Origin of the sequence: Arthrobacter sp. SAFR-044, assembly GCF_051965175.1 — a bacterium.
In the GTDB taxonomy this organism is placed as follows: Bacteria; Actinomycetota; Actinomycetes; order Actinomycetales; family Micrococcaceae; genus Arthrobacter.
Genome location: NZ_JBQCMK010000005.1, coordinates 38310 through 56688, shown reverse-complemented (window position 1 = coordinate 56688; position 18379 = coordinate 38310). Strand labels below are relative to the sequence as shown.

Annotated in this window: 4 protein-coding genes and 2 pseudogenes; 4 read left to right on the top strand and 2 right to left on the bottom strand. The window is 63.5% G+C overall.

What is annotated here, in order from left to right; genetic code table 11:
• Nucleotides 1-1937: 1937 nt before the first annotated feature.
• Nucleotides 1938-2066 (bottom strand): annotated as a pseudogene (locus tag ACTHQS_RS09435) (transposase); the annotation flags it as partial.
• Between the two features lie 66 nt (nt 2067-2132).
• Between ACTHQS_RS09435 and ACTHQS_RS09430 the strand changes: the two are divergent.
• A pseudogene (locus ACTHQS_RS09430) lies at nt 2133-2791 on the top strand (IS3 family transposase); the annotation flags it as partial.
• A gap of 318 nt (nt 2792-3109) precedes the next feature.
• On the opposite strand, the gene ACTHQS_RS09425 reads toward ACTHQS_RS09430, so the two are convergent.
• The gene (locus tag ACTHQS_RS09425) at nt 3110-3277 is read right to left on the bottom strand and encodes a DUF3732 domain-containing protein (RefSeq protein ID WP_440168076.1); all 168 of its coding nucleotides are present in this window, start codon (nt 3275-3277) and stop codon (nt 3110-3112) included.
• Nucleotides 3278-3689: 412 nt separating this feature from the next.
• Here ACTHQS_RS09425 and ACTHQS_RS09420 point away from each other — a divergent pair, with 412 nt between their 5' ends.
• The 3 genes from ACTHQS_RS09420 to ACTHQS_RS09410 all read left to right on the top strand — a co-directional run bounded on the left by ACTHQS_RS09420 (nt 3690) and on the right by ACTHQS_RS09410 (nt 18326).
• Nucleotides 3690-4112 carry a hypothetical protein gene (locus tag ACTHQS_RS09420; RefSeq protein WP_440168074.1) on the top strand — a complete coding sequence of 141 codons (423 nt, stop codon included), beginning with the start codon at nt 3690-3692 and terminating at the stop codon, nt 4110-4112.
• Between the two features lie 938 nt (nt 4113-5050).
• Entirely contained in the window at nt 5051-10408 is a 5358-nt protein-coding gene (locus tag ACTHQS_RS09415) for a hypothetical protein (protein ID WP_440168073.1), read from the top strand.
• A gap of 214 nt (nt 10409-10622) precedes the next feature.
• The gene (locus ACTHQS_RS09410) at nt 10623-18326 is read left to right on the top strand and encodes a SpvB/TcaC N-terminal domain-containing protein (protein WP_440168071.1); all 7704 of its coding nucleotides are present in this window, start codon (nt 10623-10625) and stop codon (nt 18324-18326) included.
• Nucleotides 18327-18379 lie beyond the last annotated feature (53 nt).

Below are 18379 nucleotides of genomic sequence, written 5' to 3'. Positions count from 1 at the left end.
ATGGAGGGTAGCCGTGCTCAGCCAGCCGACCACCGAAGTCTTGCAAACCGCGAGCGGAAACAGGCCATCGTGACACAGCATGGAGGGACACCCCTCGCGTGACATTCCGCATCCGAACCGAATCCGTGGAATGCCGCGTCATATTGTTGGCCCGGGAAAAGTGCACGATCTTGCCCGAACATGCTGCACGACATCCCTGCGACTCGTCGGGGTTTAAATTAACACAGCAGCGTCAACATCCAACCATTTATCGACTGTGTCGAGATAGATTTCGACACGTGCGGAATACGTCGCCTTGTCAAGTCCAACCAAAATCTAGGTCCAAGCCGGTCCGACACTGAATCGAGTGGTAATTGAGGTATTAGCGGAAAGGTCCCAGATCCGCAGCAACACCTTCAACGTTGCCTTGACCGGGAGCGGATTTCAGCCATACCGAAAATTGTAAGGAAGTGGCGACAGCCGCATAAGTCGGGAACACGTTGCCACTTACAATATTGTTGAATATATGTTGGCAACCTTACATCCTGGGCCACGGATCCACCCTGCCGAGAAGTTTTGAACCGCATAAACTTGTCGCCCTGTTTGGCTTCACCCGGACTTGTGACCAAGGAAGTTGTCACGGCTTGGGAAAGATTGAGCGGCTGCCAAGCGCCCAGGCCTGATTCGAAGTTTCCCGTACTCAGGAACATTTCACCATCTCTCCCCGTTGTGGACTAGGGCCGGCAGTTCGGCCCCCGAGATTATTTTCCCCCCACGTGGTTCCTCATAGGTTGGTGCTGAACTCTACTCTTTAAGCTCCAACGAGTCCAGAAATCGACCAATTCTCCAGAGAGCTGTTGGGTAAGGCATCAAGATCAACTGCTGTCGTTGGAGCTGCGATTTGGTTAAAATCGCGCACCCGCGAAGAAAGGAGAAGTCCCTTAGGCCGCCGGTGACAACGCTACCTCGAGAGTCGGCCTCAGTCGCTTACTTAGTAACCATCGCAGCGACAGAACGTTGGCTTTCGTCGGAAAGCCACACCTGCTTCCCGATATCACCCCGCCGCGCAGCAGTTCCTTTCCGCCGCATCTACAAATGATGGCCGTCGGCGGCCTCAGCGTCTAACCGGGTAGCGGTTTTGAGGGCGATCAGGTGCTGCCGAGCAACCGGGAAGGGAGCATAGATACACGGCCGTGGGGAACGAGGGACTGTTCGAGCGAGTGCCCAAGGCTCACCCAGATCGCTACCGCCGCAGCCAACTTACGACGGCGGATACCGTTGCCCCAACCACCCGACGGTGCGCGGACATCCACTTCCTCATGCCGGCCACCCTGCGCGTCTTATCTGTCCACGAGGCAGCTGGCGGGAGAGGAGCCGCGCTGTCACCGTAGTGCGTATCTGCTGGTAATGGGTTTCCCCGTTCCAGTCGACGAAGTCATTAGGGCAACAGATCCAATAAGATTATCCGCCCGTAACGCCGCAGTAACGCGCCAGCTGTTCAGATGATCACGTACTCGAGGATCCGTTCCTGAGAGGTGAACAAAGTTGAGTAACCCCCTAGTCGACATCGTCCCTGCCGCCGTTCGGAAAATTGCCTACGCAGTTTATGCGGCCGTTGGCCTAATCCTAGGGTGCATTCAGGTCGGCATATCGGCCGCCGGAGGCAGCCAACCGGTCTGGTTAAACGTTAGCCTCGCCGTCTTTGCTTTCCTCGGCGGCGCCTTGGGCTTCACCGCCGCATCCAATACCCAACCAATCGAGAAGCCCGTGCGACACCCCTAGGGCAGGACCGATCTGTGGGCCGATATGCAGCTACCACCCAATAAATAGTAGAAACCTCTACTATAAGTGCCAGCCAACGGCGACTCGGCCCGTGCGTTGCGTTTCCGGCGCTGAGTAGTGCGCGAGTTGTTACATGCTCCCGCTCGGACTCTAATACCTCTGTGATGACAGATGCACACCCGCGCCCCGGTCGCCGCAACCAGGCCGGCGTTCGCGCCGGAGGTCACCAACTTCACCCCGTTCAGGCCGCGGGCAGTGAGGTCGCGGAAGAATCCCAGCCAGCCCACGCCGGCCTCGGCCGAGGATGCGCATCGGGTCGGGGGCAAGCCTGGGTGGGCTGTGCCGTTACACCAAGCTAAAGCGTACTACTCATGCCCAATGATTATGCGGAGGAGTTCCGTCAAGATGTTATTGATGTGGCCCGCAAGGGCGAGGCGTCGCTCGTGAAGATTGCGAAGATTTCGGGCTTTCAGTCACGCCGTTGAAGCGTTGGATTGCCCTCGCCGAGCGTAAGGACTCCGGGCCGGCCCGGCAGCGGTGGAGTCCGGCCGACATGCGGGAACTTAAGAAGCGCAACCATCTGTTGGAGCAGGAGAATGAGATCCTGCGCCGGGCTCCTGCCTATTTGGCCAAGGACATCAAGCCAAAATAGTCTAACCGCCGGTCACGGATGTTGCCGCCGACGGTGTCCCCGTGGCAGTGACCTGAAGGGTGTTGGGATTCAGCAAGCATGACTATCACCGGTGGAGGGCCAGTCCGGTGGCGGAACGGGACTGGGAGGATGCGCACCCAGCCTCCTGGCATGCACGCCGATGATCCCGCCCGGTTACCGGTTCATCGCCGACGAACCCCGAGAAAGGCATTACGGCGGGAGGAACAGGGTCCAGCGCTTCTGCCGTGACCACGGCATCTGGGCGGTGTTCTCCAGGAAGCGGAGCGGGACCGAAAGCCGGGACCGCCGGGTCACGACGACTTGGTTGAACGGTACTTCGCCACCGCTGCACCGAACGACCTGTGGCTGACCGACATCATCCCCGTCAGGCCCACGGCCCGGCGGGGCGAGCCATATACACCGCTATTTACACAGTCCTCCCATCAGCGGATACCAATCGCCGTCTCTTGCATTGGAGTGGTAACGACCCAGTAACGGGGCGCATGGGATCCTAGATCCGGCCTGACGTCTGCGCCGGTGCGTAGCCAGCCTTGAGCGTTTTCACGGTGAGTCACTCGACACCTAGGAGGCCGACGATGGGGGGAGCTGGGCGCGAAGGAATCGTTCTGATAGGTGCACTCATCTACGCCGTCGTGTTTGGTATCCGGAAAATGCACGACGGAACTGAAAGCGAAGTCAAAACGGGCCAGCGCATCTTGGCTGCTGTTGCGGCCGTCGTCCTCCTTTGGGTGGCACTAGCCGTGATTTTCGCCCTGAGCTAATGAAGTACCGGTGCAGGGCCAGATAGGCCGTTAGGTGGTACCCGACCCAGCTCCTGCCGCTACCAATGGCTCCAGCGTCCATTTACGCCGGCCCGTGTAGAGTGTCCGCAACCACCGTTAGACGGTTGGGGTCGATACAGAAACCGTGCTCAGAATGCTCAAGTGGAAAGGCTTGTGCAAGGGGCGTCATTCTTCGACTGACTATGTTCAGAACGGAATCGACCGCCGAACGAAGCGCATCTGGATCCAGCTTCTCAGTGAGCAGCTCGGCTTGGTTCTTGCCAGAAGCGACCTGCTCTTCTAACGCCGACATCGTGTCGTCGCGTTCGAGGGAGGTAGTTTCAAGCAACCTACGAACAGATACAGTTCAGGATCCGTTGGATCATCCATCCGAAATCGCATTGGATGCCTGGGCCCTGCTTTCGGATCTGCCGTGACAGGCGAGCCTTGCCAAGTCGTTACCAGATATCCTGTGTCGGAATCATGTGTAAACCGTGGCGGGCACCGAAAACCTCACCCTTCCGAACGAAGAGATCCTATTTCCCGAAGTTCCAGGCGCGAAGTGGGCTGCCCAAGGGAGCAAAAGCTGGGCATTCACCCTTCCAGGAGCCGCCGTCGCCGGCAACACCGACATCTCAAAGGGCTTCACCGGCGGGGCTGACGCGATCTCGCTTGTTTACAACCGAAACTTAGATGGCTACGCCAACGAGAACCTGCTTCCTACGGAGCGCAGAGAGAACGTTGTCCCGACACCTGGTCCGGGAACATTCTCTTGGAGCATAAAAGGGGCAATTATGCCAGCGCCAAGCGGTTACGTGACGGACCTGACGCGAGACGGTATCCAAGCTCAAGTGACGTTTGTCATTGGGGCTGCGGGCGGGCTCCGCACCGGCGATCGCACCTTGGCTTCGAGATAAATTCGAGGGTCTATTCTCGCGACCGAGGCTGCAACGTTTCCCGGCACACCTGAAAGTGCTAGGGAACGGAAGAACCGTCCTCCACCCGGGCGTCAATCGTGCCCATAAAACCCCACCTCAGGGCCCCGGGTCAGGCGGCAAGGACACGATGCGTCTGACATGGGATAAGCGGCAGATGACCACGTGGCCTGCGCCTGGATCTGCTCCCCCGAGGAGGCATGGCCGCGACCCCGGGCCGTTCGGTGAAAATCGCTTTGATCCCGGCGCCTCGAGAGAGACTTAGGGTGCCTGGGTTGTTACGGGGTGGACGTTGCACTGGGTACCGTCGGAGTCAGGTCCCCGGACTCTCGCTCCCGAACGAGCGCAGCACCCGGCCGCTCCCACAGGCGAGAAAGGCGATCAGTCGCGGGCAACTCCAGGGCAGTTCCTGCGTATTGGTACGCGCGCAGTACGCGAACCGGTCGATGCGCCGATTCGAACTCCGCATGGCGCTGGGGTACGAACCCCGAACAGGCACCGGCCTCATTTGACCGGGTCTGGGACTGCCCGAAGGCCGCTCGAGCGGAAGAGCCGAAGTAACGCTGCAGTAACGCTGAGCGGCGATAGTTTCATAAGGCGAATGCGGAACGGAGTCCAGAGCTCATGCGCTGGCCCGATCATCCGGGTCAGCGCCCCGATCACGCCTGCCGCCCGATGATGTTCAGCCTCGGACGGGGACAGGATTCTCAAAACTAAACGGAACACGCTGAATGGACAGTGACATGGATCGAGTTAGAGACACTGCAAACCGCGTCGATGGATCAGGAGTTCCGGTCCATGGTCTGAGTGACTTCGCGGGCGCAGCACTCCTAAACGGCGATAGCCTTGAAGCAGCCAACGAAAACTCGACGGCACTCACCGGAGCAACAGGTGTCCTCCCGAAAGACATTCCCCCGTCAGTGACCATTATTGTTCCATCGGGCGTGCCCGTCGGTGCCCCGTTTAGCGTGCGCGTTAAGGCTAACCCGGGAACGCATTACTATTACACGACCGGTGATGACCCCAGCAACCCCACAAAGCCCCAGCTTCAGGGTGATGACATTGTTCAGTACGAGGGCGGATTTCGCCTGCAGTTCGATAGCGGGGAAACGGCGACCGCCACGGACGTACAGCTGCCGGCCACTGTGACACTGAACCGGCCTGGCTACCACGTGGCCCAGGTAAGCGCACTGATTGCCGGGGGCGGTTCCATCGATTCCCGTGCCGCTCAGTTCATCGCAGGGGCCGTATCCGTTGTCGTCACAGCACCCGGGGAACAGAATCCCCCGGCCGCCGTACCTCTGATGGAAACAGGTGCCGGCGTTACCGTCACGGCCACCGCAGACTGGCTGGGGGGGCTGGCAGTGACCGCCCAAAGCGGACAGAACACCGTCGGCCTTTCTGCCACAGACGCGGCTGGGACGAACTGGCAGGGAGTGCTGCATCTGGATCCGATGCCTGTGGGCCCGCGTTCCATCACAGTAGTGGCCACCGCAACTCTGGATCAGCAGCGCACCAGCACGGTCGTGCGCACAGTCACGGCAATCGACGCGGCGGCACCTCACGTGACGGTGAGCCATCCGACCTCCGGCGGTAAGGTCCTGCTCGGCACCTCCGGCGCCGTGAAACTGAACGGGGTGTGCAGCGACACGCAGAGCGGCATGAGCGGCGGAAAGGCCGCGGTCGGTGTCTCACTTTCACCGATCGGGCCGTTCGCGGCCGCAGAGCCCGGTTCCCCCAGTGATTTCTCCCTGTGGTCTGCGACAGTCACAGCACCGGGCATCGGACCGTTCACCGTATATCTGCGGGCCTCCGACGCGGCCGGCAACGCCGCCGAGATCCTGCCGTGGCCGCTGGAGGCAGTCAGCGACTATCTCCCGGCCACTGTAGACGATCGTCTGAGCGAGACCGAATACCTCGCCGCCCTCATGGTCTTTGCCCGCGACGCCGTGCTCACGCCCGGGGGCCAGGTCAAGACGGCAGACCTCACCGCGGCGCTGCAGCAACCTGTGGACCGGATGAGCCAACCGCTAAGCGCGGCGGCAGTCGCCGGCCTCGCCCCGGTGAATGAACTCCGCCTTCCCGTCGAGCTTCTGCGCGCACGGATTGCCTCCGGCGGAATCCCGCAAGCACCGGGACGGCAGGGGGAAATCGACTACCTACAGACGGCATACCAGACACTGCTGGTCGCTGCCGGAACCAGCTATGACGAGATGCGGCAGGCCCGCGGCGCCGACACCGCAACTCGGGCGGCCTTGGCGGCACGACTAGGCCTCACGCTGCATGGGCCGGCAGGATCGGCAGAGGGCCGGCCTGACCAGCTAGATACCCTCACCCTGGACGGGGCCGCGTTAACCGAGGCCGAACTGGAGCGCCTGTTCGCGCTGCCGCAAACCACCGCAGGTCTCGATCCATTGCGCCCGATCCAGCAGTCCCAGCTGCTCACCTGGCAGCTGGTCACCCAGGCCTCACAGTGGCAGGCCGAAGACCTCAACCCGCCCTCTAATCGGGCATTCACAGTCGTGGTTGACCCTGATGTGATCACCACCGCTGATATACGAGCCGGCAGCACCCTCGCGACCCGCATCGACCAGCTGTTCAAGGCCCGTTCCGGCCTCCTGGCCGAGCATGCCGTCAGCCTCACGGCTACGGTGGCTGGCGCCGCCGATCCGCCGGGCTCGCTGGCTGCTTTACTTGCCGCCGGACTCCCCAACGGCACCCCTGAGCTGCTTTCTGGGTGGCAAGCCCAGGAGGCCCAGGGCGTCGACATCAGCGATCCCCTCGCTGCCGCCGGACTCGACCGCACCGGCTACCGGTATCTGCTCAGCCTGGCAGGCCTAACAGCGGTCGCCCACCCTACCGCCCGGGAGTGGGACGACGGGGTGCAGGTTCTCACCGGAGCCTTCCGACGCCGGAAGTACCCGGAATGGCTGTCCGAGGAAAGCGGCATCATCCTCTCCCCCGAATTCTTCACCTGCGGGACGGAGCGCCCCGATGCGGGCATAGTCCGTATCGACCCGCGCGCACGCGCCGACTGGACCGGCGTCCTGTCTGCACGCACGACACGCCGGCAGAACCTTAGCGACGCCGCTACAGCAGTCATAGCAGCGGCGGAGCAGCGTTCCCTCCCTGTCCTGCGGGACGCGCTGCTCGCCGATGTGGCAGCCACGGTTACCGGGGACGTGGGTGAATTCCTGACCGGCATGTATCAGGTCGACTTCCGCGCCAGCGGAGCGGTGGCCACGACGCGGATGGCTCAGGCCATCGCGAGCCTGCAAACATTGCTGGAACTGGTCCGGTCCGGTGATGTGAGTGCCGCCTCGCCGGCCCATGTCTGGACGCTTGGCGACAGTCAGGCCTTCGACGTGGCGTGGACCTGGATGGGTGGCATCGACAGCTGGCGTCAGGCGATATCTGCATTCCTGTTTCCCGAAGCGGCGCTGGCGCCTCAGGTATTGGACCCTGCCGTGGACCCAACGTCCGGTGCCTCAGAGGAGTTCCACACCCTGGTTCTTGCTTTCCAGGACCTGCCAGGAGATGCCAGCCCGTCACAAGTCCTGGACTTGGTAACGGACTACTGCCGTGCACGCTCCCCCTGGCTGATCAACCAGAATCCGCCCGAGCCCGGGCAGCTGAGCTATCTCAGCGGCCGTAACCGGGACCACCAGGGGCGTCTTGCGGCGTGGTCGGGGTCGCTGCTCGTCCAGGGGAACGACGTCGGACCCGCTGCCGCTGGTGAGATTTTTTGGGCTGTACCCATGCTGGCCGCCCAGCGGCTGCTCGCGGCAGGCCATCACCAGGAGGCGATGGACTGGCTATGGGTCGTATACCCCTACAACGATCCGCAGGCGGTGTCCATTTACGAGCGCATCAACGATGAGGGCGACATGGCGCCCACACCGCCCGATATGAGCTTCCCGCCGAACTGGACCAAAGACCTGAATCCATTTCACCTCATCGCCGCCCGGGGCGGCAGGCCCGCCCCCTACCTGCGCAACACGCTGCTGACAATCATTACCGGCCTCATCGACTACGGCAACAGCGAGTTCAGCGTAGACCGCGACGCCTCACTCGGGCACGCCCGCACCCTCTACCTCACCGCCCAGGGACTGCTTGCCCATCCGCGGTTCGTGCCTGTACAGCCATCGGGCCCCGGCGAAGCAGCCCTTGCGCTGCCGCAACTGGACATCCTGACCACACGCGTGCAAACTCAGCTGGCCAAACTCCGTCAGGGCCGCAACATCGCAGGTCTGCCCCGGCTCGTGGCTGGAGCACCCAGCAGCAACAACGCCATTCGCCAACCCACGCCCTACCACTTCAAAATCCTGCTCGCCCGCGCCCAACAGATGGCCCAGCAGGCCGGACAACTCGAAGCACAATACCTGTCGCTCCTAGAAAAATACGATACGGGCACCCTCAAGCTCAGTGACGCACGGTTCGCCGCGGGCCTGGCCGAGCTCCAATCAAAAGTGCATGAGGCGCGCGTGCAAGAAGCTGACGACGCCGCAAAAGCCGCCGACACGCAACAGACCAAGGCCACCGTGATGGAAGCGGCCTACCGTCAGCAACTGGAAGCCCCCCCGAACCAGTATGAAACTACGCTGCTGGATCAGTACGGTCAGCTGCGGGACTTGCAGGACGTCGTCTCCGTCGCTAACGGCGCCATCGGCATCGCCCAAGCTGCCGCCAGCGCGGCTAGTCTCGATTCGGCGATCTTCAGTTTCGGAGCCAAAGTCGCTCTCGGGGGTATCCAAATTGCCGGATATGGCGTCAAAGCCGGAGCGGAGATCTTCATCAACGACCTTCAGTCCCAGATGCAGGCCAACCAGCTCAGGGCCGGTATTGAGACGCGCCGTGAAGAGACGGCTATTCAGCACACGTCCGCGGCGCAGGACGTGCTCGTAGCCACCGCCCAGCAAACCGTCGCCAAAGACCAGAGGACCATCGCCAAGGCGGAGCAGGACGTGTCCACCCGACAAAACGAACAGGCCAAGGCGACGCTGGCGCTACTGACCAGCCAGTTCACATCCCCCGATCTTTACCTGTGGATGAGCGACACTCTCGGGTCGGTGTACCGATACTTCCTTCAGCAGGCCACGGCCACGGCGCGCCTCGCTCAGGACCAGCTCGCCTTCGAGCGTGCCGAACCGGTCAGGACCTTCATCGGCGTCGACTACTGGAAGGCACCGCAGGGCAGCCGCAAGGCGCCGGTCATGGACACCAAGGGCATGACAGGAGCTGAACTTTTGCTCCAGGACCTGCTGCGGCTTGACCAGTACGCATTCTCCACCGATGAGCGAAGGCTAAACCTGTCCCAGACGTTTTCCCTCGCCCAGATCCTGCCGATGGACTTTCTGCAGTTCCGCCGTACGGGACAGCTAAGCTTCGCAACACCTATGTCCTGGTTCTCCCAGGATTTCCCCGACCATTACCAACGGCTGATCCGGCAGGTCCACCTCAGCCTTATTGCCCTTGTGCCGCCCGACCGCGGCATCCGCGCCACCCTGAGCAATACCGGAATCTCGAGGGTGACGACACCGGGCATATTCGGATCTTTTACCGACGTCGTCCTGCGCCGGGACCCCGTGTCCGTGGCGGTGACTTCACCGTTGAACGCGACGGGTGTTTTCGACCTGGATCTGCAGCCAGAGATGCTGCTCCCGTTCCAAGGCAGCGGGGTCGCGACGCAATGGCAGTTCAGCCTACCGAAGGCGGCCAACCCGTTCGCGTTCGCGAGCATCGCCGACCTGCTCGTCCGTATCGACTACACCGCGCTGGCCGACCCGGACTACGGGGCCCTGGTCATCCGGGAGCTGAACGCGAACCTCGACAGGTCTTCCGATTGTGTGTTCAGCCTGGCCCGCGACTTCCCCGACCAGTGGTACGAGCTAAACAATCCCGGTCCAGACGGCGTCCGCAGCACAACACTGACCCTGTCACGCAACAACTTCCCTGCAGATCTTCAGGGGCTGCTCACAACCCAGGTTGCAATCGGTCTGTCCACTGCCGGAACAGACCCGGTGCCCCAGGTCCAGCTCTCACTCAACCGCACTATCGGCGGCACGTCGGTGGGTGGCAGCACGGAAACGGACGGAAACGGCATCGCCAGCACACGGCGCGGCGCTATTGCATGGTCGCCGTTGGCAGGAACGGATCCCACGGGCAGTTGGCAACTGTCCCTGGGAGCGACGGCCGACCCGCTATTCACCGCCAGCCGGGTGGAGGACCTGCTGTTCGTCATCAGCTGGCACGGCCGCGCACCCGCGTGGCCCGCCTAACCCCGACACACCTATACGGAGGAGTAATAATGAGAAGCCGCTCCGATGCCGTCGTGGTTCCGACGGCCAGTACGGGTCATGCCTGGGCCTGGTTTAGTGATGCATTTCCTCCAGGGGGCGCACGAGGGCTCGAACAGGCCTTGCACCGGGTCTTACGCCATGCGGGCACGCATGAGGCCTTTCTCTGCCTTAGTCGGTGGCTCCGGGGCGTCCGATGAGCGGGCCGAAAATGGGCGGGATCAGTGTTCCCAAGGGTGGCGGGGCACTGACCGCGATAGGCGAAACCTTCCAGCCCGATTTGCATACCGGTACCGGGAACCTGTCCGTTCCCATTGCCCTTCCGGAGGGACGGAAAGGCCTGACCCCATCAATGTCCCTGGCCTACAGCACGGGGGCCGGCAACGGGGCCTTTGGGCTGGGCTGGACCCTCGGCATACCGCAAGTGGCCCGGCGGACGGACCGGGGCATCCCACGCTACGATGACGCGCTGGATACGTTCGTGCTCTCCGGTGCTGAGGAACTGGTGCCCGTACCGGAGGGCACCGCTGCTCCGGCGGCGGGGGCCGTGGGTACGGTGAGCCGATACCGGCCCCGGACCGAAGCCGCTTTCGCCCGCATCACCCACGTAACTGGCGAGAGCGGGGACTATTGGGACGTCCGCAGCAAAGACGGGCTGCGCAGCTACTACGGTACCCCCCGGCCAGCGGACGCCTCGGCCGACTGGGCCGATCCCGCCATCGTCGTCAACCCTGCCGGTGGCATCTTCACCTGGCTGTTAAGCGAGACGAGTGACCTGCTGGGTAACCGGATCAGCTACACCTACCGCCCCGACCCGACGGGTAGCCCGCAGCTTTATCTGGCCGGTGTGCGCTATGCGGACTACGGCGACAAAGCGAACCCGGCATACCTGGTCAGCGTCCGCATCATCTACCAGGACCAGGACCCGGACGGCCCACCACAGCGGCCTGACCCGTTCTCGGATCGGCGGCCCGGCTTCGAGCTGCGCACCACGCTGCGGGCCAAACGCATCGAAATCTGGATCCAGACCGACACACCGGTGCTGGCCACCAGCATCGCCCTGAACTACGTCGATGAAACAGGAACACCCCCGAGTAACAGGGTCTCGCTACTGGGCCGGATCCAGGTCCGCGGTCACGACGGTGCCGCGGAGCAGGCCCGGCCGCCGCTCGAGTTCACCTACAGTGACTGGGATCCGGCTTCCCGCAGGTTCCGGCTGCTGGACCCCGTTCTACCTCCAACCCCGCTCGGTACCGGCGGGCTGGAGTTGGCCGACGCGTTCGGTGACGGTCTGCCGTCCCTGCTGCAGCTCAACGAAACGGCCCGGTACTGGCGCAACCGCGGCGGCGGCCTTTTCGATCTTCCCCGTTCCATCGCCGACACCCCCGCCGGAGTTTCCCTGGATCAGCCCGGAACGCGCCTGACCGACATGAACGGGGACGGCCGACCCGAGCTCATCAGCTCCTCGGCGACCCGAACCGCATCTTGGTCCCTGGCCGCGCCACGTGACGTGCCCGGAGCACAGGCAGGCTTCGACCTGTCCAGCTACACGGCCAGGACCGCCCCGACATTCCCGCTGACGGACCCTCAGGTCCGGCTGCTCGACCTTGACGGGGACCACCAGGCGGACGTGCTGCGCGGAGGTAACCCGCCGATGATGGCCCACGGTGACGGCCACGCCGGGTTTAGCGGCCTGCAGCGACTGCCGGCAACAACGGACCTGCCGGTCCTGGACTTCACCGACCGGCGGGTGCAAACGGCCGACATGACCGGCGATGGATTGACCGATATCGTCTTTATCAACAACAGGTCGGTGATCTACCGGCCCAACCTGGGCTACGGGCGGTTCGGACTGCCCGTAGCCATGAGCGGTGCGCCTGACTTCAGCGACGCCGCCTCCTACACCCGGACCGGATTCGATCCCCGCCGCCTGCTCATCGGCGACGTGGTGGGCGACGGCACCGCTGACGTGCTCTACATCGGTGAGGGCCAAGTCACCCTCTGGGTCAACCAGTCGGGCAATGGATTCGCCGCCCCTGTGATCGTCCACGGAACCCCACGCACCACCGATCTGACCGCGGTACGGCTGGCCGACCTGAACGGCACGGGGGCGCCCGGCATCGTATGGTCAGGGGTCGGCCAGGAGAACCGGACCGCCTTCCTGGACCTGACAGGCGGGAGCAAACCCTACCTGCTCACCGGCATCGACAACCACGCCGGGGCAGCAACCACGATGAAGTACGCGACCTCGACCGCCTACGCCACCGCCGACCGGACCGCCGGGCGCCCGTGGCGGACCACCCTGCCCTTCCCCGTCCACGTGGTGGCCAGTGTAACCACGCATGACGCGTTCGCCCACACGGTACTGAACACCCGGTTCAGCTACCACGACGGTTATTGGGATCCCGGGGATCGGGAGTTCCGTGGGTTCGCCCGCGTCGAACAGACCGACGCCCTTCTCCCCGTCACTTCTGAACCGCTGCCCCCGGTAAAAATTGAACCGCTCGACCCCCTGGCCGCCCCGGCCAACGTGCCAATAGGATTCGATTCGGCCGCCGCGGGCAACCTGCTCGCCAACTTCAGCTTCGACGCCCCCTCCCCCGGCGGCCCCAGCACTCTAACCACGACCGGCGACCACCCGTCGGGCGGCGGCCCATCAGCCGCTGATTCCTGGACCGTCTGGAACAACGCTGCCACAACCACAACCACCGAACTGCTGGCCTCAACCCTGCCCTACGGCCGGGGCGGGTCGATGGTGCACGTCACCACCGGCGCCGGCGGCTGCGGCATCGTGCAGACCTTCCTTCCCGCGCACACAGGCCCCGTCCACGTCATGTCGTCCGCATGGCTCTACGTGATGCGGGGCAGCGTAATGATAGGCACCGGCGACGGGGGAAATACCAGCGAAGATGCCGTCTGTGCCGAAACGGGCCGCTGGATGCTCATGGAGGCTGGCAATCAGAGCACTCCTGGTAATGAGATCGTCATCTACTCAGCCAGTGCAGACGGGGCCGAGTTCTACATCGACCACGCCTGGGTCCGGGAACCGTCCGGACCCACAGAGCCCGTGGACAGCCCTCCGCTGCGCACCGTCACCTGGTTTCATCCCGGCCCGGTCGGGCCGCCTCATGGGGCCTGGCACCAACTCGACTTCAGCGAGGAGTACTGGCCCGGTGATCCACAGCTGGCCGTACACGTCGATTACACGGAATTACCGGATCGGCTGCCACGCCCCTCGCTCCGCGAAGGCGTCCGGGCAATGCGCGGCCGGGTGCTGCGCACTGAAACCTACGCCCAAGACAGCTCTGCCCGCGCCAAGAGCCCTTACGAGGTCCACGACTTCGCCTACCAGGTCGCGCCGGTGCTCGACGGTCGTACCGCCGAGCATGCGGACTGGCAGGCGTCGCCCGTGGTCACGGTCCATCCAACCATGTCCCGGTCGGTTGTGTGGGAACGCGGTATAGATCCCATGACAAGGCTCCTTCTCACCGGAGGCTACGACAGCTACGGCCGTCCGCATGCCAGAGCAGACATTGGGGTTCCCCGCGGCAGAGACCCCCGCGCCCCAGGCGCTGCCTGCCTGGCCACCCTCACCGCCACCGAGTACGCCACCCGCGATGACGCCGGGATCTACCTGGTCGACCGGGTAGCGCGCACCGTCCGGTACGAATGCGGCGACGACGGGACCGGACCCGTGCTCGCGTTCGGGCTGGCTACACTCACCGGCGCCACCACGACGAATCTGCGCGGACTCGAGCTCTCGTACTATGACGGTGAGGCCTTCACTGGTCTGGACTTGGGCCAACTGGGGGACCACGGGCTACCAGTTCGCACCGAACACCTCGTTATCACCCCGGCGCTCCTCACCCAGTCGGGCCAGCCCGGACCCGGCGGCACCGGCATCACACTCCCGCCCTACCTCAGCCTCGATGGGAGCGCTGCCCCGGCCAGCTGGCCGGCAGTCTACCCCGCCGCCTTCCAGCAGGCCATCACCGGTGCCCCCGACACCCGGGGGCCGCACCTGGGCTACAGTTGGCATGAGGATGTCGGAGACTACGTTGCCGGCTACTACGCCCAAACCTCCCGGGTGAGCTACGACATCCACAACAGCCCCCACATCGGTCGCGGCCTAGTCACCGTGTCCCTAGACTCGGTTGGCGCAGAGATTGCCACGAGTTACGACAGCTACCAACTGCTGCCGATCAGCATCACTGACCCGGCCGGACTTACCACCACCGCCGACTACGACTACCGGCTGCTCAGGCCGATCCTGGTCACAGACACCAACGGCAACCGTACCGCCGTCGGTTACACCCCGCTCGGATTGGTCGCCTTCACCGCCCAACTGGGAAAGATTGCAGGAGCGGAGGCTGACACCGTCGCGCAACCAGGCGTGTCCTACGAGTACCACTTGACAGCCTGGGACGACAGCGCACCCACCGGAAATTCCCCCGCCAATGCCCGGCAACCCATAAGTGTCACGACCGTGCGACGGGTCGAGCACCGGTGGACCATCGTAGACCGGGAAAATTCGCGCCGCACCGCCGCGGGCCAGCCGCCACTGACCGACCGGGACATCGCCGCCTTGTTCGGTCCGGAGGAGCAGACCAGCCACCCGGAACGGTTCATTCACATAGTCGAGTTCAGCGACGGACTTGGACGGCTCCTACAGACCCGCACCCAGGCGGACGACTTTATTATCGACGACCTTGGTCTGACCGACGACCCGGCAGTGGCAACCGGTACCGTCACCGGCCACAATGCCGTGCCTGAGTCCCCGGCGGTCGTCGTCAGCGGCTGGACCGTCTACGACAACAAGGGACGGCCCGTCATCGGCTACGAACCATTCTTCGACACCGGATATGGCTATCTGGGGCCCGCTGAGGGGCTTCTGGCGTCTCTGGCGCGTACTGTCCGGCATTACGACCCCCGCGGGCTGTGCATCCGCACCGTCACGGCCGATGGGACGGAAACACTCACCCTCCGCGGCGTTCCTACCAGCCTCGCCAACCCGGACGGCATGGAACCGACCCCCTGGGAAACCTGCACGTATGACGGCAACGACAACGCCGGCCGCACCCACCCCACGGTCAGTCTGGCGTTCGCCGACCACTGGAACACGCCCTCCAGCACCGTTCTTGACGCGTTCGGCCGGACCACTGCTACCACCGCCCGCAACGGTACCGAGATACAGGTCACCACCACCAGCTACGACATCGACGGACACCCGCTGACCGTCACCGACCCGCTGGGTCGCGCATGCGCGGCCACCTTCTATGACCTTGTCGGGCAGGCGTGGCGCACCTGGCTGCTGGATGCAGGCACCACCCACACGATCCGGGACGCCGCCGGCGCCCCAGTCGAACAACGAGACGACAAGGCCGCACTCACACTGTCCGCCTTCGACCGTGCCCATCGTCCACAACTTGGCTGGGCCTCCGAGCATTCCGGCCAGACACCCACGCTGCGCCTTGTCACCGTCTATGGCGACGACCCGACCGGGGCCGGACTGACCCTCGAACAGGCACGCGGCGCCAACGCACTCGGCCGACCCGTGCTTATTCTGGACGAGGCAGGGGCGCACTCCATCAGCGGCTACAACCTAGATGGCAACCCGGTGACCGTTACGCGCCGCATCTTGCAACTGGAACTGCTGCTCGCTGCCCTCCCCGCATCAGGCACAACAGGCGGTGTCTGGGACAACACGAGCTACGCCGCGGACTGGCAACCCGCGAGCGGCAAAAACTACACCGAGCACGCGGACGCCTTGCTAGATCCCATCAGCTACCAGACCGACAACGCATGGGACGCGCTCGGACGCAAAACTGCTGAAACAGGACCGACCGACGTGACAGGGACACGCAGCCGGTACGACTACAGCTACGGCCGGGGCGGCGGCATCACCGCCATCGCTTTGGACGACACTCCCTACCTGCAATCGGTCGCGTACGACGCCCACGGCCGCCGCCTCCTGGCGCATCTCGGCAACGGCCTTCTCCTTCGCTACCGGTACGACCCGCAAACATTCCGTCTCTCCCGCCTCCACACCGCCAACGCCACCCAGCTAAACCCCGTTAGCTGGCAGCCCCACGGGCCAGCACAGCAGGACCACACCTACCGCTACGACCTTTCCGGCAATCTCCTGACGATCGCCGACCGTACCCCCGCATGCGGAATTCCGCCAGCCAACCCGAACGCGCTCGACCGCCGATTCAGATACGACCCGCTCTACCGGCTAACCGCCGCCACCGGCCGCGAAACCGACATCCTGCCCGATCAGCCATGGTTGGAAACACCCCGCAGCCAGGACATCACCCGCGCCCGCGCGTACACGGAAACCTACGACTACGACCGTGCCGGCAATCTTCTTACCCTCCGGCATGCCGCGGACGCCACAGCGGCTGGCGCCTACACGCGCACCTACACCGCCACCGCCGGCAGCAACCGACTCGCTACGCTCGCCACCGGATCCATTACCGCAAGCTACACATACGACCCTGCCGGGAACCTGACCTCCGAAACTACCAGTCGCCTCTTCGAATGGGACCACGCGAACCGGCTCGCCACCTACCGCACCCAGGCCGGGCCCGAACCATCCGTCTACGCCCAATACCGCTACGACGCCTCCGGGACGAGGACCATCAAGCTCGTCCGCAACCAAAATGGACCCGACACCGTCACCATCTACATCGGCGCCGGGTTCGAACGGACTCTCCACACCCTGCCAGCTGCGGCCGCGCCCACCACCCACGACGCAGTGCACATCCTCGACGTCGCCAACCGGATCGCCACCAGCCGTAGAGGCGACCCGCTCCCCGGCGACGTCATGCCACCGATCATCTACACGCTGCCCGACCATCTAGGGAGCAGCACTGTCGTCACCGACCCCGCGGGTTCGCCGCTCAACAAGGAAGAATACACACCGTATGGCGAAACGTCGTTCGGCAGCTATTCACGAAAACGGTACCGATTTACCGGCAAGGAACGCAATGAAGAAAGTAGCCTCTCTTACCACGGAGCGCGCTACTACGCCTCCTGGCAGTGCCGGTGGGTAACTTGCGATCCGATACCAACCACCGGTGGCAACGTATATGGCTACTGTCATGGCGCGCCGCTCGTGCAGAGAGACCCTGACGGGCGAAGCCCAATACCCGTAGTGGATGGCATCGAGAAACACTCGGGCTCAACCGTAGCCGTTTCCCCTTCAGGATCTCGGGCAACGCCCGCGCCCACCCAAGCGAGTACAACGAATGGGCCTGGAACGCTTCCGGACGGACGGACGGATTGGGGCTGGGTAGCTAAAGAGACGCTGAAGCAAATTAACCCTTTCTCCACGCACGAAGAAAGAGTTCAGAAAGTCAATGCAGCACTGGCGCGCAACACGGACTCACTCAGGAGGGCCGGACTTCCTACCGATAACGGTGAGGGAATTCTGTCGGGATGGAGTCTGCTGGGACAAACCTTAGGGGCCGTTGCGGCCGGACGGCTATTGGGTCCCGTCCTGAACAGATTCCTCGTACCCAAGCCCGTGTCGGGCGTGAGGTCAGTTGTCCTGCCGAAGGCGACCGCCTCTACGGAAGCAGTCGTTCCGGAGACCGCAAAATCACCACTAGTAATCGACGTTTCAGAACAAACCCTTCCCGAGCCTATCCGGAGGGCAAAAGCACTTGATGAATGGAATGAATATTTGGGCCCGAACCAGACAAACGTCCACCCTCGCACTGGACTTCCGGACGCCGACCGATTGGTGTCGTCGGATGGCCTACGGAGCATCCGCTTTGGACAGCATGAAATGAATAGTAGCCGCCTGCATTACCACATGGAGGAATGGTTCCCGGATCCAGATCCTGAATTGCCGACACTTATGATTACCAATGACGTTAGAAACGTGAACAAATGAACCTAAACTCGCGTGCAGTCATAGGGCCGCTCGCGCACGAACCGCTGGGTGGC

What these genes read in the sequence shown, in the direction of transcription:
- ACTHQS_RS09425 (WP_440168076.1), bottom strand. Translation starts at nt 3,277, where the DNA reads ATGGACGCTGGAGCCATTGGTAGCGGCAGGAGCTGGGTCGGGTACCAC.
- ACTHQS_RS09410 (WP_440168071.1), top strand. Translation starts at nt 10,623, where the DNA reads ATGAGCGGGCCGAAAATGGGCGGGATCAGTGTTCCCAAGGGTGGCGGG.